This is a genomic window from Saccharopolyspora hordei (assembly GCF_013410345.1).
GTDB classification, from domain to species: domain Bacteria; phylum Actinomycetota; class Actinomycetes; order Mycobacteriales; family Pseudonocardiaceae; genus Saccharopolyspora; species Saccharopolyspora hordei.
In genome coordinates this window covers 5,694,041-5,719,003 of record NZ_JACCFJ010000001.1, presented here as the reverse complement: position 1 = coordinate 5,719,003, position 24,963 = coordinate 5,694,041, and the positions used below count along the sequence as shown (strand labels likewise).

General features: G+C 73.5%; 23 protein-coding genes. 8 read left to right on the top strand and 15 right to left on the bottom strand.

Translation table 11 applies throughout. The annotated features are described in order from the left end of the window. Window positions 1-229: 229 nt before the first annotated feature. Both greA and HNR68_RS27320 read right to left on the bottom strand, forming a co-directional pair. On the bottom strand, window positions 230-718 hold the full coding sequence (gene greA / locus HNR68_RS26145) for a transcription elongation factor GreA (protein ID WP_179724362.1): 489 nt from the start codon (window positions 716-718) through the stop codon (window positions 230-232). A gap of 193 nt (window positions 719-911) precedes the next feature. Further along, window positions 912-1,352 carry a DUF4307 domain-containing protein gene (locus HNR68_RS27320; RefSeq protein ID WP_343050418.1) on the bottom strand — a complete coding sequence of 147 codons (441 nt, stop codon included), beginning with the start codon at window positions 1,350-1,352 and terminating at the stop codon, window positions 912-914. 189 nt (window positions 1,353-1,541) lie between these two features. On the opposite strand from HNR68_RS27320, the gene mca reads away from it, so the two are divergent. Continuing rightward, window positions 1,542-2,423, top strand: coding sequence for a mycothiol conjugate amidase Mca (mca, locus tag HNR68_RS26135; RefSeq protein ID WP_179724360.1), 882 nt, complete (start codon window positions 1,542-1,544; stop codon window positions 2,421-2,423). Continuing rightward, window positions 2,420-2,740 (top strand): hypothetical protein, encoded by a 321-nt coding sequence (locus HNR68_RS26130; RefSeq protein ID WP_179724359.1) that lies wholly within the window; start codon window positions 2,420-2,422, stop codon window positions 2,738-2,740. Before mca ends, HNR68_RS26130 begins: the two co-directional genes overlap by 4 nt. Window positions 2,741-2,791: 51 nt before the next feature. On the opposite strand, the gene HNR68_RS26125 is transcribed toward HNR68_RS26130, so the two are convergent. From HNR68_RS26125 to HNR68_RS26110, 4 genes are all read right to left on the bottom strand, one after another. Further along, window positions 2,792-4,735 carry an FtsK/SpoIIIE domain-containing protein gene (locus tag HNR68_RS26125; RefSeq protein WP_179724358.1) on the bottom strand — a complete coding sequence of 648 codons (1,944 nt, stop codon included), beginning with the start codon at window positions 4,733-4,735 and terminating at the stop codon, window positions 2,792-2,794. Between the two features lie 194 nt (window positions 4,736-4,929). Then, the gene (gene xylB, locus HNR68_RS26120) at window positions 4,930-6,336 is read right to left on the bottom strand and encodes a xylulokinase (RefSeq protein WP_179724357.1); all 1,407 of its coding nucleotides are present in this window, start codon (window positions 6,334-6,336) and stop codon (window positions 4,930-4,932) included. Further along, on the bottom strand, window positions 6,323-7,141 hold the full coding sequence (locus HNR68_RS26115) for a DeoR/GlpR family DNA-binding transcription regulator (RefSeq protein ID WP_343050417.1): 819 nt from the start codon (window positions 7,139-7,141) through the stop codon (window positions 6,323-6,325). The genes xylB and HNR68_RS26115 overlap by 14 nt, the downstream gene beginning before the upstream one ends. A gap of 5 nt (window positions 7,142-7,146) precedes the next feature. Continuing rightward, complete coding sequence (locus HNR68_RS26110; protein WP_179725511.1) at window positions 7,147-8,160, bottom strand: NAD(P)-dependent alcohol dehydrogenase; 1,014 nt, start codon at window positions 8,158-8,160, stop codon at window positions 7,147-7,149. A gap of 321 nt (window positions 8,161-8,481) precedes the next feature. On the opposite strand from HNR68_RS26110, the gene HNR68_RS26105 reads away from it, so the two are divergent. Further along, window positions 8,482-10,494: a thioredoxin domain-containing protein gene (locus tag HNR68_RS26105; protein WP_179724356.1), complete on the top strand. Its 2,013-nt coding sequence runs from the start codon at window positions 8,482-8,484 to the stop codon at window positions 10,492-10,494. A 316-nt stretch (window positions 10,495-10,810) separates the two neighbouring features. Further along, a complete protein-coding gene (locus HNR68_RS26100) occupies window positions 10,811-11,269 on the top strand; it encodes a GNAT family N-acetyltransferase (protein ID WP_343050416.1) in 459 nt (152 codons plus the stop codon). On the opposite strand, the gene trhA is transcribed toward HNR68_RS26100, so the two are convergent. Next, window positions 11,260-11,937 carry a PAQR family membrane homeostasis protein TrhA gene (gene trhA, locus HNR68_RS26095; RefSeq protein WP_343050415.1) on the bottom strand — a complete coding sequence of 226 codons (678 nt, stop codon included), beginning with the start codon at window positions 11,935-11,937 and terminating at the stop codon, window positions 11,260-11,262. The genes HNR68_RS26100 and trhA overlap by 10 nt on opposite strands. A 117-nt stretch (window positions 11,938-12,054) precedes the next feature. Here trhA and HNR68_RS26090 point away from each other — a divergent pair, with 117 nt between their 5' ends. Beyond that, window positions 12,055-12,831 carry an isoprenyl transferase gene (locus tag HNR68_RS26090; protein ID WP_179724355.1) on the top strand — a complete coding sequence of 259 codons (777 nt, stop codon included), beginning with the start codon at window positions 12,055-12,057 and terminating at the stop codon, window positions 12,829-12,831. Window positions 12,832-12,891: 60 nt separating this feature from the next. Here the strand turns inward: HNR68_RS26090 and HNR68_RS26085 are convergent, their stop codons facing one another. Both HNR68_RS26085 and HNR68_RS26080 read right to left on the bottom strand, forming a co-directional pair. Then, complete coding sequence (locus HNR68_RS26085; RefSeq protein ID WP_179724354.1) at window positions 12,892-13,137, bottom strand: hypothetical protein; 246 nt, start codon at window positions 13,135-13,137, stop codon at window positions 12,892-12,894. 272 nt (window positions 13,138-13,409) lie between these two features. Then, the gene (locus HNR68_RS26080) at window positions 13,410-13,652 is read right to left on the bottom strand and encodes a hypothetical protein (RefSeq protein ID WP_179724353.1); all 243 of its coding nucleotides are present in this window, start codon (window positions 13,650-13,652) and stop codon (window positions 13,410-13,412) included. A 267-nt stretch (window positions 13,653-13,919) separates the two neighbouring features. On the opposite strand from HNR68_RS26080, the gene HNR68_RS26075 reads away from it, so the two are divergent. Both HNR68_RS26075 and phoH2 read left to right on the top strand, forming a co-directional pair. After that, on the top strand, window positions 13,920-15,131 hold the full coding sequence (locus HNR68_RS26075) for a DUF885 domain-containing protein (protein WP_179724352.1): 1,212 nt from the start codon (window positions 13,920-13,922) through the stop codon (window positions 15,129-15,131). Between the two features lie 488 nt (window positions 15,132-15,619). Then, a complete protein-coding gene (phoH2, locus tag HNR68_RS26070) occupies window positions 15,620-16,954 on the top strand; it encodes an RNA 5'-3' helicase PhoH2 (protein ID WP_218889804.1) in 1,335 nt (444 codons plus the stop codon). A 46-nt stretch (window positions 16,955-17,000) separates the two neighbouring features. Here phoH2 and HNR68_RS26065 read toward each other — a convergent pair whose 3' ends face one another. The 5 genes from HNR68_RS26065 to HNR68_RS26045 all read right to left on the bottom strand — a co-directional run bounded on the left by HNR68_RS26065 (window position 17,001) and on the right by HNR68_RS26045 (window position 22,935). After that, window positions 17,001-18,440, bottom strand: a complete 1,440-nt coding sequence (locus HNR68_RS26065; protein WP_179724350.1) for a GuaB1 family IMP dehydrogenase-related protein — start codon at window positions 18,438-18,440, stop codon at window positions 17,001-17,003. A 61-nt stretch (window positions 18,441-18,501) separates the two neighbouring features. Further along, entirely contained in the window at window positions 18,502-18,915 is a 414-nt protein-coding gene (locus HNR68_RS26060) for a DUF4288 domain-containing protein (protein WP_179724349.1), read from the bottom strand. 12 nt (window positions 18,916-18,927) lie between these two features. Next, entirely contained in the window at window positions 18,928-20,436 is a 1,509-nt protein-coding gene (locus tag HNR68_RS26055) for an ATP-dependent DNA ligase (protein ID WP_179724348.1), read from the bottom strand. A 144-nt stretch (window positions 20,437-20,580) separates the two neighbouring features. Beyond that, window positions 20,581-21,975 (bottom strand): class II fumarate hydratase, encoded by a 1,395-nt coding sequence (locus tag HNR68_RS26050; RefSeq protein ID WP_179724347.1) that lies wholly within the window; start codon window positions 21,973-21,975, stop codon window positions 20,581-20,583. 186 nt (window positions 21,976-22,161) lie between these two features. Further along, window positions 22,162-22,935: a trypsin-like serine protease gene (locus HNR68_RS26045; RefSeq protein ID WP_179724346.1), complete on the bottom strand. Its 774-nt coding sequence runs from the start codon at window positions 22,933-22,935 to the stop codon at window positions 22,162-22,164. A gap of 185 nt (window positions 22,936-23,120) precedes the next feature. On the opposite strand from HNR68_RS26045, the gene HNR68_RS26040 reads away from it, so the two are divergent. Beyond that, a complete protein-coding gene (locus HNR68_RS26040) occupies window positions 23,121-24,101 on the top strand; it encodes an FAD-dependent oxidoreductase (protein ID WP_179724345.1) in 981 nt (326 codons plus the stop codon). A 59-nt stretch (window positions 24,102-24,160) separates the two neighbouring features. Here HNR68_RS26040 and HNR68_RS26035 read toward each other — a convergent pair whose 3' ends face one another. Then, window positions 24,161-24,907, bottom strand: a complete 747-nt coding sequence (locus HNR68_RS26035; RefSeq protein WP_179724344.1) for a S1 family peptidase — start codon at window positions 24,905-24,907, stop codon at window positions 24,161-24,163. Window positions 24,908-24,963 lie beyond the last annotated feature (56 nt).

The following is a 24,963-nucleotide window of genomic DNA, read 5'->3' as shown; positions in this document are numbered from 1 at the left end:
CTGAGCACAGGCGAACGACACCGCCCGCGAATTCGAACGACGGGCACCGTGGGCGCACAGTCGATGACGGCACAACGCTTTCCACGACTGCCGGTGCGGCAGCGCGTGCGCAGTCACGATCCCAATTCGCAGCGCGGAAAAGACCCAGTGCAGAGGAATGGATCTCCAGTGTTCGCCTGGCCGCAACGCCGTGCCACGGGGCACCGGCGTCCCACGGCGCGGAACTCGATCAGCCGGTGTAGGGCTCGGCCTTGACCAACGTGACCTTCATGGTGCCGCCGTTGGGCAGCTCGTACTCGCGGGTCTCGCCCTCCTTGGCGTCCAGCAGGGCCTGGCCCAGCGGCGAGCTCGGGGAGTAGACCTCCAGGTCGCCGTGCGCACCCTCCTCACGGGTGGCCAGCAGGAACGTCTCCGTCTCGTCCTCGTCGTCGTAGCGGACGGTCAGCACCGAACCGGGGCGGGCCACGCCGGACTCGGTGGGCACGTCGCCGACCTTCGCCGTGCGCAGGAGCTCCTGGAGCTGGCGGATGCGGGCCTCGATCTGCCCCTGCTCCTCGCGGGCGGCGTGGTAACCGCCGTTCTCCCGCAGGTCACCTTCCTCGCGGGCCTCGTTGATCTTCGCGGCGATCACCGGGCGGTTGGCCACGAGCTCGTCCAGCTCACCCTTGAGCCGGTCGTAAGCCTCCTGGGTCAGCCAGGTCACCTGGGTCTCGCTCACGGTCACCACTCCTCGTCGACTGCGTCCCGCGACTCCACGCGGGCCCCATTGCCTTTCCGCACTGATTTCTCGGCACGATGGCCAAGTAACGGAAAAACACGGCCCGCGCGGGGCCGTGCTGCACTCGACGATAGCACGAACTCGCACACCGGGGGACCGCATTTTCCCAGCGCCCGGCGTGGAACGCTCGTTCTCACCCAATTGGCCGCGTGAGGGTGGACAGGTATTCAGGAATGTTGTAAGTGCAGCCGTACACCTCCCCCGTGGCTGGTCCGGGAGACGTGCGCAACACGGTCTCCTGCCTGGTCACACCGTCCGACGGCGGGATGAGGACCTCCTTGCGGCCGACCTCCACGCCGGACTTGGCGCGGGAGCGCACCACGCACTCGGCGGGGCGCCGCGGGTCGTCGCGCTCGACCTCGACCACGATGCGGACGGAGCTGTCGTCGAGGATCTCGAAGGCGACCTGCTTGCCCTCGATGGGCGGGCTGCCGAGGTTGCGGTAGCCGATGATCGACACGCCCACCAAGGCGATGAGCACCACCGCGAAGAGCAGCCAGCGGCCGACCGGTCGCGGTCGCGCTCGCTTCGCGCGCGACCCGTACCGGTCCTCCGGGATCTGCGGGTGCGTCACCGGCTCGGGAAGCCTTTCGCCTGCGGTCTCGCCGGCCTCCGCCAAGCGGGGGCTGGCGCTCGGTCCGTCGGACCCACCGGGAACAATGGGGTCCGACATCCACGTTAAGTATCCCTGGGGTGTCCTGCGGCCTGTCATCGGGGCCGTGTTCACCAGAGTGCTTGCACGAGCGGAGGGAGCCACCGGGCGATGGCGGACAAGCTGCGGCTGATGACGGTGCACGCGCACCCGGACGACGAGTCCAGCAAGGGTGCCGCGACCACCGCGCGCTACGTGGCCGAGGGGCACGAGGTGATGGTGGTCACCTGCACCGGCGGTGAGGCCGGCAGCATCCTCAACCCGGCCATGGACCGACCCGAGGTGGCCGAGAACCTCCCCGAGATCCGCCGCCAGGAGATGGCCAAGGCGGCCGAGATCCTCGGGGTGCAGCACCGCTGGCTGGGCTTCGTCGACTCCGGCCTGCCGGAGGGCGACCCGCCGCCGCCGCTGCCGGAGGGCGTGTTCGCCACCACCCCGCTGGAGGAGTCCACCCGCGAGCTGGTCAAGGTGGTCCGCGAGTTCCGCCCGCACGTGCTGATCACCTACGACGAGAACGGCGGCTACCCGCACCCGGACCACATCCGGTGCCACGAGGTCTCGGTGGCGGCCTTCGACGCGGCCGGCGACCCGGACCTCTACCCGGAGGCCGGGGAGCCCTGGCAGCCGCTGAAGCTGTACTACTCGCACGGCTTCTCCCGCAAGCGCATGCACCTGTTCCACGAGGCGCTGCTGGACCGCGGCATGGAGTCGCCCTACGGCGAGTGGCTGGCCAAGTGGGACTCCTCGCGGCCGGACCCCGACGAGCGGGTCACCACGCGGGTCGAGTGCGCGGCGTACTTCGAGCAGCGCGACGACGCGCTGCGCGCCCACGCGACCCAGATCGACCCCAACAGCCGGTGGTTCGCGGTGCCGCTGGACATCCAGCGCGAGCTGTGGCCGACTGAGGACTACGAGCTGGTCCGCTCGCTGGTCGACACCACGTTGCCGGAGGACGACCTGTTCTCCGGCGTGCAGGAGAAGGTGTGCGCATGAGTGCCCTGGAGACCGCGGTCCACCTGCTCGCGCAGGCCCCGCCACCGCCGGGCGACCCGGGTGGGCAGGGCGAGGACTTCGGCAAGTCCTCCCCGGTCGGCCTGGTGCTGCTGATCCTGTTCGGCGTGGCCGTGGTGTTCTTGATCCGCTCGATGACCAAGCACCTGCGCAAGCTGCCGGTCGTCTTCGACGAGGAGAAGGCCGCCGCGGCGGCCCCGGCCCGGGTGAAGCGCGCCGAGGCGGCGCGGGAGTCCGAGTCCGCGGAGGCGGAGGCCGACGCCGCGGAGTCGAAACCGGACAAGAGCGAGAGCTCGTAGCAGAGCGCAGCGGCGGGGCCGTCCGGGAGTGCCGGGCGGCCCCGCTCCGCGTCAGGCGCCGTCCTCGGCCGGTGCCGGCTCGTCACCGGGGCGGACCTGCCAGGACTCGCCGATGCGGGCGATGAGGGCCCGGGTCGCGGCGGACAGGTCGTCCGGGAGCCCGTGTTCGACGTGCTCGACGTAGCTGGGCAGGGCGTCGTTCGGCACGGGCAGGTGGACCAGGCCCCACAGGCCGCGGTGCAGGCAGTGCCCGGGCTCGTCCGGGATCCGCTCCGCCGCTTCGGCGGAGAACACCGACTCGCGGGGGTCGGTGAGCCGCAGCTCGATCCGGCCCCCGGTGAGCTCGCGCAGCTCGCGCGGCAGGTCGTCCCAGCGGTTGGCGGTGACGACCAGGTGGATGCCGTGCTCCGGTCCGCGCCGGGCCAGGCGCAGCACGCGGTCCGCCAGCCCGGGGTGCTGGTGCACTTCCGGCCACCCGTCGACGACCAGGACGTGGTCGGTGGCCTCCTCGCCGAGGTCGGACTCCGCGCGCCTGCGGCGGAAGTCGGCGGCGGACTCGATCCCCTCCGCGGCGAAGCGCCGGAGCCTCCGGTCCAACGTGGACTCCAGCTGCGCCAGGACGTGCTCGACCTCCTCCCGGTCGCAGCTGGCCACGACGGCGCTGCTGTGCGGGAGGTCCCGCAGCGGCAGCAGGCGGTTGCCCCCGAAGGCCAGGCAGTGGAACCGGACGTCGGTGGGGCTCGTGGACAGGGCCAGGGCCAGCAAGGTGGTCAGCACCGCGCTGGTCTTGCCGCTGCGCGGGCGACCGACGATCGCGAGCGTGGTGTCGGCGGCGGCGAAGTCCAGGCGCAGCGGGTCCTGCCGGTGCTCGCGCGGGTTGTCGACGATCCCGACGGTGACGGTCAGCGGCGACGCCGTCCCGGTGCGGTCCTCGCCGGAGGCCGGTGACGGGGCGTCGACCCCGGCGGGTGGTTCCGCGTCCGGCGGCGTCGGCAGGAGCGTGCGGGCCGGCCGGGCCTGGTGCGCCACCCGGTCCGCGAAGTACCGGTAGGACGGCACGGGGCTGTCCGGAGGGCTGGACGCGTGCGGCAGGTCGGCGTGCGCGGTGCGGAACCGCACCCGTTCTCCCCGCCTGGACGTCCGCAAGCACGCCTCGTCGGGCTGGAGCTCGTTCGCGTCGTGGACGTCCAGGAACACACGGGCGTCGGACTCGTCGCAGGTGTGCAGCACCACCGAGCCGCACCCGCGCACCAAGTCCGCCGACACCTGGTGCGGAGCATCAGCGCTGAAGAGCAGCTTGATCCCCAGGTGCTCCGAGGACGCCAACCGCTGCAGGGTGTGCTGGAAGGGCCTCGCGTCGGCGAGGAACTGGGGGAGCCTGTCGATCGCGACCACCAGCAGCGGCATCGGATCGAGCTGGGTCTGGGGCTGGACGGCCTGGTAGTCGGTGTGGTGCTGGGTGGACAGCGTGGCGAGGAGCCTGGCCCGTCGCTCCAGCTCCCCTTCCAGCGCGGTGGTGATGCGGTGCTGGTCGCGGGAGCCGCCGGTGAGCGTCTGGACCGCAGCGGTGTGCGGGAGCCGGGTGATCGAGTTCCAGGTCGGCGCGGAGGAGGGACCACCGGCGCAGACGAAGGCGATCTCCTCCGGGGAGTGCGTCGCGGCCATCCCGAACAGCAGGCTGTGCAGGAACGGGGGCCGGTCGGGGCTGCTGGAGCCGAAGACGCCGAGCGCGGCCCCGGAGCGGAGCAGGTCGAGCAGCACCGGCTGCCCGTCCTCGCCCACGCCGAGCGGGACCCGGTAGCGGTCCTCGCGGCGCTGCCAGAGCGCGCTCGGGTCGGCCGTGAGCGGGTCGCCGACACCGGCCAGCTCGAAGATGTCGACGGGTCCCTCGGGCTTCGGCTCCGCGGGTCCCTCCGGCCCCTTCTCGGTGCGGATGACCTGCGTCGGTTCCGGGGCCGGCGGGGGAGGTGGCGGTGCGGCGGGGCGCGGCGGCATCGGCGGCGGTCCGGGAGGAGGTCCGGGCGGCATGCCGGGCGGTGGTCCGGCGGGGTGCTGGTGCGGCGGGAACGGCGGGCGCCCTGGGTGCAACGGAGATCCCCCTGTGTCGATCGACTTCCGCGGGAACCGTAGTCGATCATCCGCCGGAGCGGTCGCGCGTTGCGCAGGAGTCCCCGCGCACGCGCGACCGGTCAGCTGCCGTGGACCTGGGCGAACGCCTCGCGGTGGTGGTGGCGGATCCGCTCACCCGCCGACTCGTCGGTGACCTCCAGCTCGGTCGCCCCGGTCAGCGCCCAGTCCGGCTGCGTGCCGGTCAGGGCCCACGCGGCCTGGCGGGCCGCGCCGCGCGCGACGTACTCCGCGGGCGCGGGCACCGTCACCGGGACGCCGAACACCTGCGGCGCCGCGACCTGCACCGCCTTCGACTGCGCCGCGCCGCCGATCAGCAGCACCCGGCGCACCTCGACGCCCTGGCCGCGCAGCGCGTCGATCCCGGCCGCGAGCCCGCAGAGCATCCCCTCGACCGCCGCGCGGGCCAGGTTCTGCGGGGTCATGGTGTCGCGCCGCAGGCCCACGAGGGTGCCGCTGGCGTCCGGCAGGGCCGGGGTGCGCTCGCCGTCCAGGTAGGGCAGCAGGACCAGGCCGCCCGCGCCCGGCTCGGCCGCGCAGGCCAGCCGGTCGAACTCGGCCATCTCCACGCCCAGCAGCGCGGCCGTGGAGGTGAGCACCCGCGCCGCGTTGAGCGTGCACACCAGCGGCAGGAACCGCCCGGTGGCGTCGGCGAACCCGGCGATGGTGCCGGTGGGGTCGGCGCTCGGGTGCTCCGCGGAGGCGAACACCGTGCCGCTGGTGCCCAGCGAGACCACGACGTCGCCGGGGCCGATCGCCAGGCCCAGCGCGGCGCCCATGTTGTCGCCGGTGCCCGCCGACACGAGCGCGCCGTCCGGGGTGCGCCCGGCCGGTTCCGCCGGGTCGAGCACGCGGGGCGTGCGCGGGGTGCGGCCGCCGAACGCCGTGGCCAGCACGTCCTCGCGGTACCGGCCCTCGCGGGGCGACCAGTAGCCGGTGCCGGAGGCGTCGCCGCGGTCGGTGACCTTCTCGCCGGTCAGCCGCCAGGTCAGCCAGTCGTGCGGGAGCAGCACGTCGGTGACCCGGTCGGCCAGCTCCGGCTCGTGCTCGGCCATCCACCGCAGCTTGCTGACCGTGAAGCTGGCGACCGGCACGGACCCGACCGCGTCGGCGAAGGACTGCGCGCCGCCGAGCTCCGCGGTGAGGTCCAGCGCGGCCTGGGCGGAGCGGTTGTCGTTCCACAGCAGCGCGGGCCGGACCACCTCGCCGTCCTCGTCCAGCGCGACCAGGCCGTGCTGCTGGGCGGCGACGCCGATGGCCGCCACGCCGTCGAGCAGCCCGTCGGCGGCGGTGGTGAACGCCTGCCACCAGTCCGCCGGGTCGGCGGTCGTGCCGTCCGGGTACGGGGCGCGCCCCTCCCGGACCACCTGGCCGGTCTCGGCGTCGCACACCACGACCTTGGTGGACTGGGTGGAGGAGTCGACCCCGGCGACCAGGCGCGTCGTGCTCGGGCTGTCAACTGGTGGCATCGGTTCCCCTGTCTGGTTCGGGTACGGGCACGACGCGCGCCTCGGTGCCGAGGCCGCGGATCGCGTCGATCTCCGCCGCCGGTGCGGCGTCGTCGGTGAAGACCAGGTCGTAGGCGCCCACGTCGCCGTGCGCGAACGGGGCGCTCTTGCCGAACTTCGAGTGGTCGACCAGCAGCACGTTGCGGGCGGCGCGCCCGACGATGCGCTGCTTGATCTCGGCGTAGTCCCGCACCGGGTGGTACAGGTGGCCCTCGGTGACCGCCGTGGCCGACACGAACGAGAGGTCGGCGCGCAGGCCGTCCAGCGCCTTGAGCACCTCCGGCCCGGTGCACGAGTCGAACTCGGCGCGGTAGCGGCCGCCGAGCAGCCCCACCTCGTGGCCGGCGCCGGCGAGGATGCGCGCGACGGTGAGCGAGTTGGTGAACACCCGCAGCCCCTCGACCTCGGCGACCCGGCGGGCCAGCGGGAACACCGTGCTGGAGTCGTCCACCAGCAGCGTCATGCCCGGCTGGACCTCGCCGGCGGCCGCGGCGGCCAGCGCCTCCTTCTCGGCGACCTGCAGGCCGACCCGGAAGCGCGTCTCGGTCTCCAGCGTCAGCGACGGGTAGGCCGTCACCCGGCCGCGCAGCTTGCGCACGAGCCGCCGGTCGACGAGCGAGTCGAGGTCGCGGTGCATCGTCATGAGGCTGACGTCGAAGTGCTCCGCGAGGTCGGTGATCCGGACCTCCCCGTGCTCGATGACCTGCCGGAGCACGTCCTGCCGCCGCTGCTCCACCACGGCGTCCGGGGGTCTCGCCCTGCCCACCACGGCTACTCCTGCGGTCGCACGACGGCCTTGACCGCCGTCTCGTCGCGGGCCGAGACGGTGAGCGCCTGCTCCACCTCGGCGAGCCCGAACCGGTGGGTGACCAGCCGGTCCAGGTCGACCGCGCCGGAGGAGGCGAGCGCGATGGCGGTCGGCCAGGTGTTGGCGTAGCGGAAGGTGCCGGTCAGCTCGATCTCGAAGTTCTGCAGGTGGGACACCGGCAGCGGCAGCTCGTCGCCGCCCATCCCGACCAGCACCGCGCGCCCGGCCCGGCCCAGCGCACGGACGCCGTCGGCCGCGGCCCGCGGCACCCCGGAGCACTCCAGGAGCACCTCGGGCTCGTAGCCGGACTCCGCAGGCGAGCCCGACCGGACGTCGATGGTGCCCGTCGCCCCGAGCTCCTCGGCCAGCGCCAGGCGGTGCGGGTTGACGTCGGTGACCACGACCTCGGTGGCGCCGAAGGCGCGGGCGGCCTGCGTGGCGACCAGGCCGATCGGCCCGGCTCCGGTGACCAGCACCCGGGAGCCCGGCGCGACCCGGCCCTTGCGGCTGGCCCAGATGCCCACCGACAGCGGCTCCAGCAGACCGGCCGCGTCGTCGGAGATCGCCTCCGGCACCGCGTAGGCGAACTCCTCGTGCACCACGACGTACTCGCAGAACGCGCCGTCGACCGGCGGGGTGGCGTAGAACCGCATGTCCGGGCACAGGTTGTACCGGCCGGCGCGGCACTGCGCGCACACCGAGCACGGCACGCCCGGCTCGATGGCGACCCGCTGGCCCGGCGCGTGCCGGGTGGCCTCCGGGCCGCACTCGACCACGACGCCGCCCGCCTCGTGCCCGAGCACCAGCGGCTGCTCGACGACGAACGGACCGATGCGGCCGTGCTCGTAGTAGTGGGTGTCCGAACCGCAGGTGCCCACCGAGGTGACCTGCACGAGCACCTCGCGCGGTCCGGGCCGGGGGACCGGGCGCTCCTCCAGCCCGATGTCCCGCACGTCGCGCAGCACGGAGGCGCGCATGGTCTTCGCCGTCACAACCGCTCCTGTGAGGTCGGATCTCGTGTTAACACATTTTCTGATAAGTCCGGAACGTACTCAAGCACGGGTCGGACACGACCCTCGGGTCCCCGCTCGCGACTCTCGTCACCCGATCTGGTGATCATGGGCAACCGTCCCGGGAGCCGGACGTCTTCCGGGGTGCCCGGGTGCGAGCCCGGGAGGCCCGCCGGCGCCGAGAGCGGTCCTGGCGCGCGGCGGCGAGGGCGGTCCGGTCGCATCGGGAGTGCGACCGGGCCGCCGCCCGCCTGGTCCCGGCCCGACGTCGAGTGGGACGCTGGGCGCATGGCTAACCGGCTCGCGGGCGCGACCAGCCCCTACCTGCTGCAGCACGCCGACAACCCGGTCGACTGGTGGCCCTGGTCGCCGGAGGCCTTCGCGGAAGCCCGCCGCCGCGACGTGCCGGTCCTGCTGTCCATCGGCTACGCCGCCTGCCACTGGTGCCACGTCATGGCGCACGAGTCCTTCGAGGACCCGGAGACGGCGCGGATGATGAACGAGCACTTCGTCAACGTCAAGGTGGACCGCGAGGAGCGGCCGGACATCGACGCCGTCTACATGGAGGCCACGCAGGCCATGACCGGCCAGGGCGGCTGGCCGATGACGTGCTTCCTCACCCCGGACGCCGAACCGTTCCACTGCGGCACCTACTACCCGCCGGCCCCGATGTCCGGGATGCCGTCGTTCCGGCAGCTGCTCGACGCCGTCGTGGAGGCGTGGCACGCGCGCGGCAAGGAGGTCCGCGGGGCCGCGGCCCGGGTGGTCGAGCAGCTGTCCGCGCAGCGCGCGCCGCTGCCGGAGTCCATCTTGGACGACGAGGTGCTGGCCGGGGCGGTGTCCCGGCTGCGCACCGAGTTCGACGCCGAGCACGGCGGCTTCGGCGGTGCGCCGAAGTTCCCGCCGTCGATGGTGCTGGAGTTCCTGCTGCGCCACCACGAACGGCTCGGCGACGCCGACAGCGGGCGCACCGCGCTGGACCTGGCCCGGGACACCTGCGCGGCGATGGCCCGTGGCGGCATCTACGACCAGCTCGCGGGCGGGTTCGCGCGCTACAGCGTCGACGCGGCGTGGGTGGTCCCGCACTTCGAGAAGATGCTCTACGACAACGCGCTGCTGCTCCGCGTGTACGCGCACCTGGCGCGGCTCGGCGACGCGCTCGGCGAGCGGGTGACCCGGGAGACGGCGGCGTTCCTGCTCGACGAGATGCGCACGCCGGAGGGCGGGTTCGCGGCGTCCCTGGACGCCGACACCGAGGGCGTGGAAGGGCTGACCTACGTGTGGACGCCGGCCCAGCTGCGCGAGGTGCTCGGGCCGGAGGACGGCGACTGGGCGGCGGAGCTGCTGTCGGTGACCGAGGCGGGCACCTTCGAGCGCGGCACCTCGACCCTGCAGCTCCAGCGCGACCCGGACGACCCGGCCCGCTGGCAGCGGGTCCGCGACCGCCTCCGCGAGGCCCGCGACCGCCGCCCGCAGCCGGGCAAGGACGACAAGGTCGTCACCGCCTGGAACGGCATGGCCGTCACGGCCCTGGTGGAGGCGTCCGCGGCGCTCGGCGAACCGCGCTGGCTGGAGGCGGCCGAGGACGCGGCCGACCTGCTGCTCACCCGGCACCTGGTCGACGGCCGGCTGCGCCGGACCTCGCGCCACGGCGAGGTCGGCACCGCCGCGGGCGTGCTCGAGGACTACGCCTGCTTCGCCGACGGCCTGCTGTCGCTGCACCAGGCCACCGCCGAACCGCGCTGGCTGGAGGCGGCCCGCACGCTGCTCGACACGGCGCTGGAGCAGTTCGCCGACGCCGAGCACCCGGGCACCTTCCACGACACCGCGGCGGACGCGGAGGCGCTGGTCCGGCGGCCCTCCGACCCGACCGACAACGCCAGCCCGGCCGGTGCCTCGGCGATGGCGTCCGCCCTGCTCACCGCGTCCGCGCTCGTCGGCCCGGACAGCGCGGCGCGCTACCGCGGCGCCGCGGAGCAGGCGCTGTCGCGCGCCGGGCTGCTCGCGCAGCGCGTCCCCCGCTTCGCGGGGCACTGGCTCAGCGTCGCGGAGGCGCGGGCCCACGGTCCGGTGCAGGTCGCGGTCGTCGGCCCGGCCGACGACGCCGCCCGCGTCGCGCTGCTCGCGGACGTGCGGCGGCGCGCCCCCGGCGGTGCCGCGGTGGTCGCCGGGGAGCCGGGGGCGCCCGGCGTGCCGCTGCTGGCCGACCGCCCGCTGGTCGACGGCGCCCCCGCGGCCTACGTCTGCCGCGGCTACGTCTGCGACCGCCCCGTCACCGACCCCCAGGACCTCCCCCTCTGACCCCACCAGCAGCCGTGCGGACGAGGTGGAGGTGCCCTTCGCCCCTCACCGCGCGGCACCGGTCCCCTCCACCGTGCGGTCCACGGCCGACTGGACGCGCCTCCGGTGGGGACCGGACGTGCGCGGTGTGCACCGGAACCGCGTGCCGACACCGGAACGCCCAGGCCAGCAGGGTGCTGTGTGGGCGCCGCGGCTCGGGGCCCGCGGTCTGGGGTGGAGAACGTGGTGGTCACCGAGGTGGTGTGGGTGGTGCACTGCGGGGGTGTGCATCCGGAGGGCTCGTGAGGACGATCTGGGGCGGTTGCAGGAGATCGAGGTGTCCGCGGGGGAGGCGTTCCGCGCGATCGGCATGCCCGAGGTCGCCGACGACCCACCGCCCCCGCTCGACGTCCTGGCCGAGCACCAGCGCGACGGACGCGCCTGGGTGGCCGAGGTCGGGGGCGTGGTGGCCGGCTACGTGCTGGTCGAGGTGGTCGACGGCAACGCGCACGTCGCGCAGGTCAGCGTGCACGCGGACCACGCGCGCCGGGGGATCGGCAGCGCCCTGCTCGACCACGTCGAGTCGTGGGCCCGGGAGCGGGGCCTGCCCGCGCTGACCCTGACCACGTTCCGAGCGGTGCCCTGGAACGGCCCGTACTACGCGCGGCTCGGCTTCGAGGAGGTCGCGGAGGTCACGCCCGAGCTGGCCGCGCTCGTCGCGCGCGAAGCGGACCTCGGCCTCGACCCGGCCGAACGCCTCTGCATGCGCCGCGCTGTCCGGCGGGCTCAGGCGTAGAGGGCGAGCCAGATGGCGATGTGGTGGCAGAGCGCGGCCAGGGAGACCGCCGAGTGGAAGAACTCGTGGTACCCGAAGGTCTTCGGCCACGGGTCGGGCCAGCGGGTCGCGTAGAAGATCGCGCCCGCGGTGTAGAGCAGACCGCCGACCAGCAGCAGCACCAGCGCGGCGACCCCGGCGTTGTCGAGCAGGTCGGGCAGCACGAACACCGCCACCCAACCCAGTGCGATGTACACCGGGACCCCGACCCAGCGCGGTGCGTTGGGCCAGGCGAGCTTGAGCACCACGCCGCCGAGCGCGCCGCCCCAGACGACCGCCAGCACCACCGTGCCCGTCGTCGGCTGCATCGCGACCATCGCCAGCGGCGTGTAGGTGCCGGCGATGAACAGGAAGATCATCGAGTGGTCGAGCCGCCGCATCCAGGTGCGCGCGCCCACGGTCTTCCACGTCTTGCGGTGGTAGAGGGCGCTGACGCCGAACAACCCGAGCACGGTCGCCACGTAGATCGAGGTGCCCACCGCGGCGGCGGTCGACACGGTCGCGGCGGCGAGCGTGATCAGCGTGGCACCGGCGACGATCGACACCACCAGCGACCAGAAGTGGATCCAGCCGCGCATCCTCGGCTTGACGAAGGCGGTCGGACGGCGAGCGGAGAGGGCGCTAGTCACACCAACAAGGTTACGGGACCGTAAGTTTGCGGACAGCGTGAGACGCGCTGCATCCGTCCGTGCGCACGGCGCCACCCGAGCATCGGCCCGCACCGGATCCGCGTAGGCTCACCTGGCGTGGCGTTCAAGGTTCGGTTGAAAGAACTCATGTACAGCGTCTACGAGCGCCGGCTGCGCCGGAAGCTGGACGGTGTGCAGCACCCGAGGCACGTCGGTGTGATCTTGGACGGCAACCGCAGGTGGGCGAGGGAAGCCGGGCTGGACGCTGCGCACGGCCACCGCGCCGGGGCTCGCAAGATCGCCGAGCTGCTCAGCTGGTGCCAGGAGGCCGAGGTGGAGGTGGTCACGCTGTGGCTGCTGTCCACCGACAACCTGAACCGCTCCTCCGAGGAGCTCAACGCCCTGCTGGAGATCATCTGCGGGGTGGTCGACGAGCTCACCGAACCCGGAACGCCGTGGCGGGTGCGGATCGTCGGCGCCCTGGACGTGCTGCCCACGGAGACCGCGGCGCGCCTGTCGGCCGCCGCGCTGCGCACCGAGGGGCGCACCGGCATGCAGGTCAACGTGGCGGTCGGCTACGGCGGCCGCCGGGAGATCGCCGACGCGGTGCGCAAGCTGCTGCAGCAGCACGCCGAGGCGGGCACCACCATCGAGGAGCTCGCCGAGGTGCTCACCGTCGACCACATCGCCGAGCACCTCTACACCTCCGGCCAGCCCGACCCCGACCTGCTGATCCGCACCTCGGGGGAGCAGCGGCTCTCCGGCTTCATGCTGTGGCAGTCCGCGCACTCCGAGTTCTGGTTCACCGAGGCCTACTGGCCCGCCTTCCGCCGCGTCGACTTCCTGCGCGCGCTCCGCGACTACGCGGTGCGCCACCGCCGCTTCGGCAGCTGACCCCGGACAGCGGAAGGGGCCAGGTCGCGAGGACCTGGCCCCTTCCCGTGGGACGTCCGCTCAGCCGACTTCCGGGTGGTCGACGACCGGGGCGTTCACGCAGGTGTCCCCCTGCGGGGCCAGGAGCGGCACGACCGCGCCGAGGACGGCGATGTCGTTGCCGCAGGCCTGCACCGGCAGGACGCTGATGTTGTTGTCGTTCAGCACGTTGATGCCGTCGTTGTCCGCGCTGTCGGCGTAGGCGACGGGAGCCAGGGCCAGCAGGCCAGCGGCAGCACCGGTGACGACAGCTGCCTTCTTCAGCATGGGTTCACTCTCCTTCGAATACCGCGGGTTCGGGGACGCACTGGTGGGTTCTCGGGAGAACCCGCGAGGCGGCCACCGAGTGTGGTGCCGACCAGCCGAGAACGCGTCGCGGCATGCCGATCACCGAGATTTTCAACCCGATGGTGTGAGGCGGTGGTTCACGGGAATTCCGGTGGCGTTCCACGTGCCCCCGTGCGGGGCACGCAGAAAGGAGTGCCGAGCGGGGCTCGGCGCCCTTTTCGTCACCGGTTCCCCGGTGGAACGCTCCGCTCTCAGGCCTTGGGGTGGTCGACGACCGGAGCGTTGACGCACGAGCTGTGCTGCGTGGACAGCAGCGACACCACGGCGCCGAGGACGCCGACGTTGTTGCCGCAGGCCTGCACCGGCAGGACGCTGATGTTGTTGTCGTTCAGGATGTTGATGCCGTCGTTGTCCGCGCTGTCGGCGTAGGCGACGGGGGCCAGGGCCAGCAGACCGGCGGCGGTGCCGGCGACGATCGCAGCTTTCTTCAGCACTTCGTTGCTCCTCGTTGGATGGGATGACGCGAGCGCTCCTCGGCCCCTCGGCTGCGCACCCCATACTCAGCCGAAGGGAGAACACTCGGCGTGAAACATATACAGCGAAAGCGCAGAAACCCACCTCGGTAACACCATCGTGTGATCTATTTTTTCGAGCCCGCAGGATCGTTGCTCAGGCAAGTTCGGTGGAATGTTGCGACGACAAATGGAATGGCGTCCCGGGTCAGTGGTCCGGACCCGTTCTGCCCGGCGTATCGTCCGGACGTGGACTCCGAATCGCTCACGGTCGAGTACGTGCTCCTCGGGCTCCGCTTCGACCGGCTCGTCCGGGGGTTCGTGGACTCCTACACCGGGGACCCGGCGCTGCGGCACCAGGTCGCGGCCGAGCCACCGCCGGAGCCTGCCCGCCTCGCCGCCGACGCGCAGCGGCTGCGCGCCGAGGTCGCCGCCTCCGACCTGGCCGAGCCGCGCCGCCGGTTCCTCACCGCGCAGCTGACCGCGCTGGAGTGCTCCGGCCGCAGGATGGCCGGGGAGCCGGTGCCGTTCGTCGCGGAGGTCGAGGCGTGCTTCCAGGTGACGCCGACGCCGGGCGACCCCGACGAGTACCAGCGGGTGCACCGCGAGCTCGGGGCGCTGCTGCCCGGGCGAGGGCCGGTGGCCGAGCGGCTGCGCGCGGTCCGCAGCCGCGACGTGGTGCCCGCCGACCGGCTCGCGGTGGCGCTCGAGGCCGTCCTCAGCGCCCTGCGGGACCGGGTGCGCGCCCGGTTCGAGCTGCCCGTCGGCGAGACCGTCGAGTACCGGGTGGTCACCGACAGGCCGTGGGCCGCCTTCAGCCACTACGCCGGCGGTTTCCGCTCGAAGGTCGCGGTGAACGCCGACGTCGGGCACCGCGCGTCGAACCTGCCGCAGCTGCTCGCGCACGAGGCCTACCCCGGCCACCACACCGAGCACTGCCGCAAGGAGGCCGGTCTGGTGCGGCGCGACGGCCTGGTGGAACACACGGTCTTCCTGGTGAACACGCCGCAGTGCGTGCTCGCCGAAGGCCTCGCCGACCTGGGGCTGCACGCCGCGGTCGGGCCCGGGTGGGGCCCGTGGGCCGCCGAGGTCTTCGCCGACCTGGGCATCCGGGTCGACGGCGCGCTGGCGGAGCGGATCGACGCGGTGCTGCTCGGGCTGCTGCCGGTGCGCCAGGACGCGCTGCTCATGCTGCACGGCGGCGCGGACGAGGCCGACGCCGTCGCCCACCTGCAGCGCTGGCTGCTGATGCCGGAGCAGCGCGCCCGGCACCTGGTGCGGTTCATGACCGACCCGCTCTGGCGGGCCTACACCACGACCTACGTCGAGGGCTACCGGCTGCTGCGGCGGTGGCTCGACGAGCGCCCCGCGGGCACATCGAGCGCGGATCGTTACCGGCGCTTGCTTGACGAACCGCTCGTCCCCGATTCCGTGCGCGCCGAGCTCGGCGCCGGGGTCTGAGCCCGGTTTTCACTCGGACGGAGCACCGCCGCTCACGGGCCGTGGCAGCCCGCCGCGGGGGCGGGACAGCGGCCTGACCTGCTGCGCTCGTCCGCCCGCCGCCGCAGGGACGGGCCGTGACCTGCGCAGTCCTCCTCGGCAGGGGCAGGGCGGGCGACGGTCCGCCGAATCACCTGTGTGGTCGCCTGCCCAACACGCGATCACGCAGGTAGCGTGCGCTGTGACGGGCCGTTCTCTCCTGCAAGTCCGTACGCGGCCCGTCCGGGAGGCCCTGATCGTGGCTGTTGGCTGGAGCGGACGGTCGTACCGTCCACCGTGGTCGCGATGGGCCGGTGCCCGGCCCCGCGGCGGCGGTGGCGGACGAGTCGGTCCGGCCGGTGCGCGACGGGGGCAGGCCCGGCCCGCCGACGAGCGGGTGTGCACGCCACGCCCGCGAGGGAGTAGCCGTGACCGCACGACGTTCCCAGCCAGAAGCGGACACCCGAACCCTGGGTGAGAACTCCGCGAGCACTGTGCAAGCCGGTGGCACCGACGTCCGCACGTACGTCCTGGACACCTCGGTGCTGTTGTCCGATCCGTGGGCGATGTCCCGCTTCGCCGAGCACGACGTGGTGCTCCCGTTGGTGGTGATCAGCGAGCTCGAAGCCAAGCGCCACCACCCGGAACTCGGCTGGTTCGCCCGGGAGGCCCTCCGCACGCTCGACGACCTCCGGATCCAGCACGGACGGCTGGACCAGCCGGTCCCGGTCGGGGTCTCGGGCGGTCACCTGCACGTCGAGCTCAACCACTCCGACCCGCAGGTGCTGCCGCCCGGCTTCCGCACCGACTCCAACGACGCCCGCATCCTGGCCTGCTCGCTGAACCTGGCGGCCGAGGGGCACCGGGTCACGCTGGTCACCAAGGACATGCCGCTGCGGGTCAAGGCCGCCGCGGTGGCCCTGGACGCCGAGGAGTACCGCGCGCAGGACGTGGTGTCCTCCGGGTGGACCGGGATGGCCGACGTCGAGGTGCCGGGCGACTCGGTGGACGCGCTGTTCAAGGACGGCATCGCCGACCTCGACGAGGCCCGGGACCTGCCGCCGAACACGGGCGTGCGGCTGCTGGCCGGGTCGCAGAGCGCGCTCGGCCGGGTGACCGCGGACAAGCAGGTCCGGCTGGTGCGCGGCGACCGGGAGGCGTTCGGCCTGCACGGCCGGTCCGCGGAGCAGCGGATCGCGCTGGACCTGCTGCTCGACCCGGAGGTCGGCATCGTGTCGCTGGGCGGCCGCGCCGGCACCGGCAAGTCCGCGCTCGCGCTGTGCGCCGGGCTGGAGTCCGTGCTGGAGCGGCAGCAGCACCGCAAGGTCGTGGTGTTCCGCCCGGTGTACGCCGTCGGCGGTCAGGACCTCGGCTACCTGCCGGGCACCGAGAACGAGAAGATGGCGCCGTGGGCGCAGGCGGTGTTCGACACCCTCGGTGCGGTGGCCAGCGAGAACGTCCTGGACGAGGTGATGGACCGGGGCATGCTGGAGGTGCTGCCGCTGACCCACATCCGCGGCCGCTCGCTGCACGACTCGTTCGTCATCGTCGACGAGGCGCAGTCGCTGGAGCGCAACGTGCTGCTGACGGTGCTGTCCCGGCTCGGTGCCAACTCCCGGGTGGTGCTCACCCACGACGTGGCCCAGCGGGACAACCTGCGGGTGGGGCGGCACGACGGCGTGGCGGCGGTGATCGAGAAGCTCAAGGGGCACCCGCTGTTCGCCCACGTCACCCTGGCCCGCTCGGAGCGCTCGCCGATCGCGGCCCTGGTCACCGAGCTGCTGGAGGGCGAGTTCACCCCGTGACGTCCTGGCGGAGGGCGCCGTCCCGCCGGGGCGGCGCCCTCCGGCCTCACCAGCCGGTGGGGAGGGGACGGCCCTCGGCGAACCCGGCCGCGGACTGGATGCCGACCACCGCGCGCTCGTGGAACTCCTCCAGGTTCCGGGCGCCGGTGTAGGTGCAGGCCGAGCGCAGCCCGGAGCTGATCTGGTCCAGCAGGTCCTCCACGCCGGGCCGCTGCGGGTCCAGCCGCATCCGCGAGCTGGAGATGCCCTCCTCGAACAGCGCCTTGCGGGCCTGGTCGTAGGCGCTGTCGGTGCGGGTGCGGGCGGACACCGCGCGCTTGGACGCCATGCCGAACGACTCCTTGTAGGCCCGGCCGTGCTCGTCGCGCTGCAGGTCGCCGGGGGACTCGTAGGTGCCCGCGAACCAGGAGCCGACCATCACCGCGGCCGCGCCCGCGGCCAGCGCCAGCGCGACGTCGCGCGGGTGCCGGACGCCGCCGTCGGCCCAGACGTGCCCGCCGAGCTCGCGGGCCGCGGCCGCGCACTCGGCGACGGCGGAGAACTGCGGCCGGCCGACGCCGGTCATCATCCGCGTCGTGCACATCGCGCCCGGCCCGACGCCGACCTTGACCACGTCGGCACCGGCTTCGACCAGGTCGCGCACGCCCTCGGCGGTCACCACGTTCCCGGCCACCACCGGCACCTGCGGTGACACCGAGCGCACCGCCCGCAGCGCGGCGATCATCTTCTCCTGGTGGCCGTGCGCGGTGTCCACGACCAGCGTGTCCACCCCGCTGTCCAGCAGCGCGGAGGCCTTGGCCGCGACGTCACCGTTGACCCCGACCGCCGCGGCGACCCGCAACCGGCCCTCGGCGTCCAGCGCCGGGGTGTAGATCTCGGCGCGCAGCGCCCCGCGGTGGGTCATGATGCCCGCCAACCGGCCCTCGGCGTCGACCGCGACGGCGACGCTGCGCGCCTGCTTGTCGAGCTGGTCGAACACCTCGCGCGGCTTGGTCTCCAGCGGCAGCACGACGGGGTGCCGGTCGGCGACCTCCCCGACCCGCGCGAACCGGTCGACACCGGTGCACGCGGCCTCGTCGACCACGCCGACGGGGCGGTCGTCGTCGTCCACGACGACCAGCGCGCCGTGCGCCCGCTTGGGCAGGAGGTTGAGCGCGTCGGCCACGGCGTCGTCGGCGTGCAGCACCAGCGGGGTGTCCCACACCGGGTGCCGGGCCTTGACCCAGGAGACGATCTCGGCGACGGCCGCGGGCGCCACGTCCTGCGGGAGCACGACGAGCCCGCCGCGCCGGGCGACGGTCTCGGCCATGCGGCGACCGGCCACGGCGGTCATGTTGGCGACGACGATCGGCAGGGTGGTCCCGGTCCCGTCACTGGTGGCCAGGTCCACGTCGAAGCGGGACTCGACCCCGGAGCGCCTCGGCGCCAGGAAGACGTCGTCGTAGGTCAGGTCGGTGGTGGGCTGCTGCCCGTTCAAGAACTGCACGTCTGCCCACCATACGGCCTCCGCGGCCGTCAGTCGCCTCTCTCGAGCGGACGCCGCCGGGCTACGCCTCGTCCCCGGTGAGGGTCCCGAGGGAGCGGTAGGCCTGGTGGTTGCGGAAGAAGCGGCTGTAGAGCTCCGAGCCGTCGTCGAAGGTCGCGTCCTCCAGCGGCTTGACCTCGACGACCTCCGTGAGCTTCCAGGTGACCGTCCGGTGGTGCTCGTCCTCGTAGCTGGTCTCCTGCTGCTTGCCGAACTCCGCGGCCTTCTCCGCCGCCTCCTCCTCGGACTCGGCCTTGAGCAGGATGAACGACTCCTCGTACAGCGGTTCGTGGTCGGCGGCGTCCGACGTGGCCTCCAGCAGGAGGACCGCGACGTAGTGGTCGAGCTCGACGGCGCGCTCGTCCTGCTGGAGCTCGCGCGGGTCGATGGGGCCGACGGGGATCGAGCCGATCGCGTCGAAGTCGTTGCCGCTCATGCCCCCAGGATCTCACCCGCCGGGGAGCAGGGCGCGCACCGCCTCGATGGTGTCCGCCGACGCCGCGTCCTTGTCCGGTCGGTAGCGCAGCACGCGGGCGAAGCGCAGCGCGACGCCGCCGGGGTAGCGGGGGCTGGTCTGCACGCCGTCGAGCTCGATCTCCACCACCAGGTCGGGGGCGAGGTGCACGGTCCAGTCGTCGCGGTGGGTCTCCCGGCGCTGGAACTCCTCGGTCTGCCAGGCCAGCAGCTCGTCGGTGAGGCCCTTGAAGGTCTTGCCGACCATGATCGGCGGACCGCCGTCCGGGTCGCGCGCGCCGAGGTGCAGGTTGGACAGGTAGCCGCTGCGCCGGCCGTGGCCCCACTCCGCGGCGAGCACCACGAGGTCGAGGGTGTGCGCGGGCTTGACCTTGCGCCACGCCCGGCCCCGCCGGCCGGCGGCGTAGCCGGAGTCGAGGTCCTTGACCACGACGCCCTCGTGCCCGGCGGCCAGCGCCTCGTCGAACAGCGCGGCGGCCTGCTCGGCGGACGGGGTGAGCACCGCGGGGACCCGGTGCTGCGGGGCGACCTTCGCGAGCGCGTCGAGCCGGTCGCGCAGCGGCCGGTCCACCAGGTCGGTGCCGTCCAGGTGCAGGCAGTCGAAGAAGTACGGGTGCAGCAGGAGGTCGCGCGGGTCCTGCGACCCGAACCGGCTCATCGTCTCCTGGAACGGCCGCGGGCGGCCGCCGTCGTCGAGCGCGAGGGTCTCGCCGTCGAGCACCACCGACCGGCAGTCCAGGCCGCGCACCAGCTCGACGAGCTCCGGCACGCTGCGGGTGATCTCGCGCAGCGTGCGGGTGTAGACGTGCACCTCGTCCTCGTCGCGGTGCACCTGGATCCGCGCTCCGTCCAACTTGTACTCCACGGTGACCGCGCCGGCCAGCGCCGACCCCAGGTCGTCGGCGGGGGAGGCGAGCATCGGGCGGACCGGCCGGCCGACCTCCAGGCCGAACTCGGCCAGCGCGGGTTCGCCGCCGCGCAGCGCGGCTTCGGCCGTGGCGGGCAGGCGACCGGAGAGCATGAACGCCCGCCGGACGGCGTCGGCGGGGACCCCGGCGGCGGTGGCGATGGCCTCGACCACCACGCCCTCCAGGGCGCCTTGGCGGAGTTCGCCGCCGAACAGCCGCACCAGGAACTGCTGCTCGTCGGCGGTCGCCCGGCCGAGCAGCGCGGTCAGCTCCGCCGCCCGCCGCTGCGTCGAGCCCGAACCGCTGATCGCGCGGACCGCGTCGATCGCGGTGCCCACCTCGGCGATGGTCAGCGTCGGCTCCGGAGCGGGGTCCGCGGACAGCGAGGACAGGGTGGACCAGCCCACCCCGGCGCGGCCGCCGGGCAGTTCTCCGGCCAGCAGCGCGGTCGTCGGGCGCACCTCCTCGGGGTCCAGCCGCCCCAGCAGGTCGGCGATCGCGGTGGTCTTGGCCTTGCGCGAGCGCGTCGCCGCGACCTCGCGCGACGTCGCGACCACCTCAGCGAGCAGCACCATGCGCCCATGGTGCGGGCGACCACCGACGTCGCGCAGGGAGGCGGTCCGGAGGCGGCGCCGCGCCCGGCGTGCCGCCCGGGACCACCGTGGTCGCGCGCGGCGTCGGCTCCTCCCCGCGGCTCGGCCGCGGGGAGGACCCGCGCGTCACTTGCCGGTGGCCATGCGCAGCACGTCCAGCGCCTCGTCCAGCTGCTCCAGGGTGAGCTTGCCTGCGTCGACGTGGCCGCGCTCCAGCACCACGTCGCGGATGCTCTTGCGCTCCGCGAGGGCCTGCTTGGCGACCGCCGCCGCCTCCTCGTAGCCGATGTAGCGGTTGAGCGGCGTGACGATCGACGGCGAGCCCTCGGCGTAGGCCCGGGCCTGCTCGACGTTGACCTGGACACCCGCGAAGACCTTGTCGGCCAGCAGCCGCGACACCGCGGCCAGCAGCCGCGCCGACTCCAGCACGTTGCGGGCGAGGACCGGCAGCATCACGTTGAGCTGGAAGTTGCCCTGCGACCCGGCGAACGCCACCGCCGCGTCGTTGCCGATCACCTGCGCGACCACCTGCAGGGTCGCCTCCGGGATGACCGGGTTGACCTTGCCGGGCATGATCGACGACCCGGGCTGCAGGTCCGGCAGCGCCAGCTCGCCCAGCCCGGCGCGCGGACCCGAGCCCAGCCAGCGCAGGTCGTTGGCGATCTTGTTCAGGCTCACCGCGACGGTGCGCAGGTGCCCGGAGGTCTCCACCACCCCGTCCTGCGCGGCCTGGGCCTCGAAGTGGTCGCGCGCCTCGGTCAGCGGCAGGCCGGTGACCTCCGCCAGCTCCGCGGCCACCGCCTCGCCGAAGCCGTCCGGGGCGTTCAGGCCGGACCCGACGGCGGTGCCACCGATCGGCAGCTCGCCCAGCCGCGGCAGGCCGCTGCGCAGGCGCTCCACGCCGTAGCGCACCTGCGACGCCCACGCCCCGGCCTCCTGGGCCAGGGTGATCGGCACCGCGTCCATCAGGTGGGTGCGGCCGGACTTGACGACCTCGGTCCACTCGGCGGCGCGGCCCTCGATGACCTCGGCCAGGTGCTCCAGCGCCGGGATGACGTCGGTGAGCACCGCTTCGGTGGTCGCGACGCGGATGGTCGTCGGGAAGGTGTCGTTGGACGACTGGGAGGCGTTGACGTGGTCGTTCGGGTGCACGTCGCGGCCCAGCCGCCGGGAGGCCAGCGTGGCGATGACCTCGTTGGCGTTCATGTTCGACGACGTGCCGGAGCCGGTCTGGAACACGTCGATGGGGAAGTGGTCGTCGTGCGCGCCCTCGGCGACCTCGTCGGCCGCGGCGGCGATGGCCTCGGCGACCTCGGCGTCGAGCACCCCGAGCCGACCGTTGACCCGGGCGGCGGCGCCCTTGAGCAGACCGAGCGCGCGGATCTGGGCGCGCTCCAGGCCTCGCCCGGAGATCGGGAAGTTCTCCACGGCCCGCTGGGTCTGCGCCCGGTAGAGGGCGTCGGCGGGCACCCGCACCTCGCCCATGGTGTCGCGTTCGATCCGGTAGTCCTGTTCAGCCATGACTGGAGTGTCCCGCTGGAACGACCACCCCGACAGCGTGTGTCGCCCCACTCACCGTCCCGGCCGAGCGCAGGACCAGCGGGAACGGGCCGACTGGATCGATGGAGGTGCCGCATCTCGCACGGTCGGGGGAAAGCGAGGAGGGCACCTCCCGCCCCGGGGACGTGCCCTCCGCGTCGTCGACGATCAGCCGGTGGTCTCGGCGATCCAGTCCTTGTAGGCCGTCGCGTCCGTGTAGACGGACGGAGCGGTGCCGCAGACCGGCACCAGGCTGCCCAGGCGGCTGGTGACACCGGTCAGCTTCCAGTCACCCGGCTGCCCCTCCAGCTGCGGGCCGCCGGAGTCGCCGAAGCAGGCGTTGGCGTTCGGCTCGGAGCTGCCGGTGCAGATCTCGGTCGCGCCGTCGATGAGGCTCAGCGAGCACTGGCTGTCGGCCACCACCTCGGTGTCCAGCTCCTGCAGCTGCGCGGGCGGTTCGCCGCAGCCGCGGACCGGGCAGGTCACGCCCCAGCCGATGATGCGCGACGGGGTGCCCTCCGGCCCGGAGGCGTCGGCGATCTCGACCGGCTGCTCCGACACCGCCCGGTCCAGCTCCAGCAGCGCGATGTCGCCGTTGGGGCTGTTGGTCGCGTAGTCCGGGTGCACCACGATGTCCGACACGCCCACCTCGGTGCCGCCGGTGGTGTGGTCCGGGCTGCCGATGCGCAGGCCGAGGTCGGCGGGTGCGGCGTCCTGCACGCAGTGGGCCGCGGTGAGCACCCACCGCTCGTCGATGAGTGACGCCCCGCAGCTGTGGTTGCCGTCGCGCTGCAACGAGGCCATCCAGTCGTACTGCTCGGTGGCGTCGTGGCCGCCGACGATGAGCACGCCCGGGTCGTCGCTCGCCGCCGCGGCCGGTGCCACTCCCGTCCCCAGCGCGACCGCGGCGATGCCCGCGAGCAGCGTGGACCTCTTCCTCACCTCAGAACTCCTCCCCGGCGAGATCCCCTTCTCCGGGAACGTAGGGTCGCGGCGCCAGTGCCGGTACCGCCGAGTGCCGCAGCAGCGTCGGCGGAGTGGCGCAGCAGCGCGCCGATGGCGGACACGGCGGGCGGATCGGGCTAGCCTGGGGCCGTCCACGCGCGATCGATGGCGAGGTGGTGGGCGTGACCGCGGTGTCGCACGAGGTCGACCTCCTGATCGTCGGTGCCGGCCCGACGGGGTTGTTCGCCGCCTACTACGCGGGGTTCCGCGGGCTGTCGGTGGCCCTGGTGGACGCGCTGCCCGAGCCCGGCGGGCAGGTCACCGCGATGTACCCGGAGAAGATGATCTTCGACGTGGCGGGCTTCCCCGAGGTGCGCGGCCGGGACCTGGTGGCGGCGCTGGTGGAACAGGCCGACCAGTACTCCCCGCGCTACCTGCTCGGCAGGCACGCCGTCGAGCTGTCCGATGTGGACGGCGGCCTGCTGGTCGGGTTCGGCGACGGTGACGCGCTGCGCGCTCGGGCGGTGCTCATCACCGCCGGGATCGGCGAGTTCAGCCCGCGACCGCTGCCCGCCGGCGGCGACTGGCTCGGCCGCGGCGTCGTGCACTTCATCCCGGAGCTGTCCGAGCACAGTGGACGCGACGTGGTGGTGGTCGGCGGCGGGGACTCCGCGTTCGACTGGGCGCTGGCGCTGCACCCGCTGGCGCGCAGCGTCTCGCTGGTGCACCGCCGGACCCGGTTCCGCGCGCACCCGGGCCTGGTCAGCAAGGTCGAGGACCTGGGCGTCCCGCTCATCACGCCGGCCGAGGTGGTGGAGGTCCGCGGCGACGACGCCGGGGTGCACGAGGTGGAGGTCGACGTCGCGGGGCAGCGCCGCGTGCTGCCCGCGCAGACCGTGGTCGCCGCCCTGGGCTTCACCGCCGACCTCGGCCCCATCGAGGGCTGGGGCCTGGAGCTGGAGAAGCGGTCGATCGTGGTGGACACGACGATGCGGACCAGCCGGCCGCGGGTCTACGCGGCGGGGGACGTCGCGGCCTACCCGGGGAAGGTGAAGCTGATCGCGACGGGCTTCGGCGAGGCGGCGACGGCGGTGAACAACATCGCGGTCGAGCTCGACCCGGCGGCCCACCTCTTCCCGGGCCACTCCTCCAACCTGTCCTGAACGGCGACGCGCCACCGGGGTCGGGGTCCCGGTGGCGCGTGCTCGTGGGGTGGTCGGGCTCAGCCGCCGGTGGTCTGGTTGACCCAGTCCGCGTAGGCGACCACGTCGGTGTAGATGGACGGGCCGGTGGCGCAGGTCGAGTCGTCGTTGCCGGCACGGCTGGTCGCGCCGATCAGCTCCCAGCTCCCCGAGGTGCCCTTGATCTGCGGGCCGCCCGAGTCGCCGTAGCAGGCGCCGGAGTCGCCGCCCGGGTTGTCGGTGCAGATCTCGGTCGCGCCGTCGATGCTCGTGCAGCTGGAGTCGTCGACGATCTGGGTGTCCAGCTCCTGCAGCACCTGCGGCGCCGGGCCGCACCCCGGCTCGGCGCAGGTCTGGCCCCAGCCGATGATCCGCGTCGCGGTGCCCGGGTCGCCCGACTCGGACGCGATCTCGATCGGGGTCGCCTGCAGCGCGTGGTCCAGCTGCAGCACCGCGATGTCACCGGAGGGGTGCGTCTGCACGTCGGTGACGCTGGCCTCCTCGCCGCCGCTGGTGTGGTCGTTGCTGCCGACCCGCACGGTGAAGTCGCCGCCGCCCTGCACGCAGTGCGCCGCGGTCACCACCCAGTCGGGCTTGATCAACGAGCCACCGCAGGTGTGCTGGCCCTGCTGCTGCAGGGACACCATGAACGAGTACTCCTCGGTGGCGTCGTGACCGCCGACGATGAACGGGGTGACGTCGTCGGGCTGGGCGACTGCGGGCACGCCCAGTGCGCCGAGCGCGCCGGCGGCAGCGATGGCTGAGACGAGAACCGAACGCTTGCGCATGTGAAGTGGATCCTCCCAGGTTCCCGGCTCCGCTGGCCGGATGGGCACTGACGGTA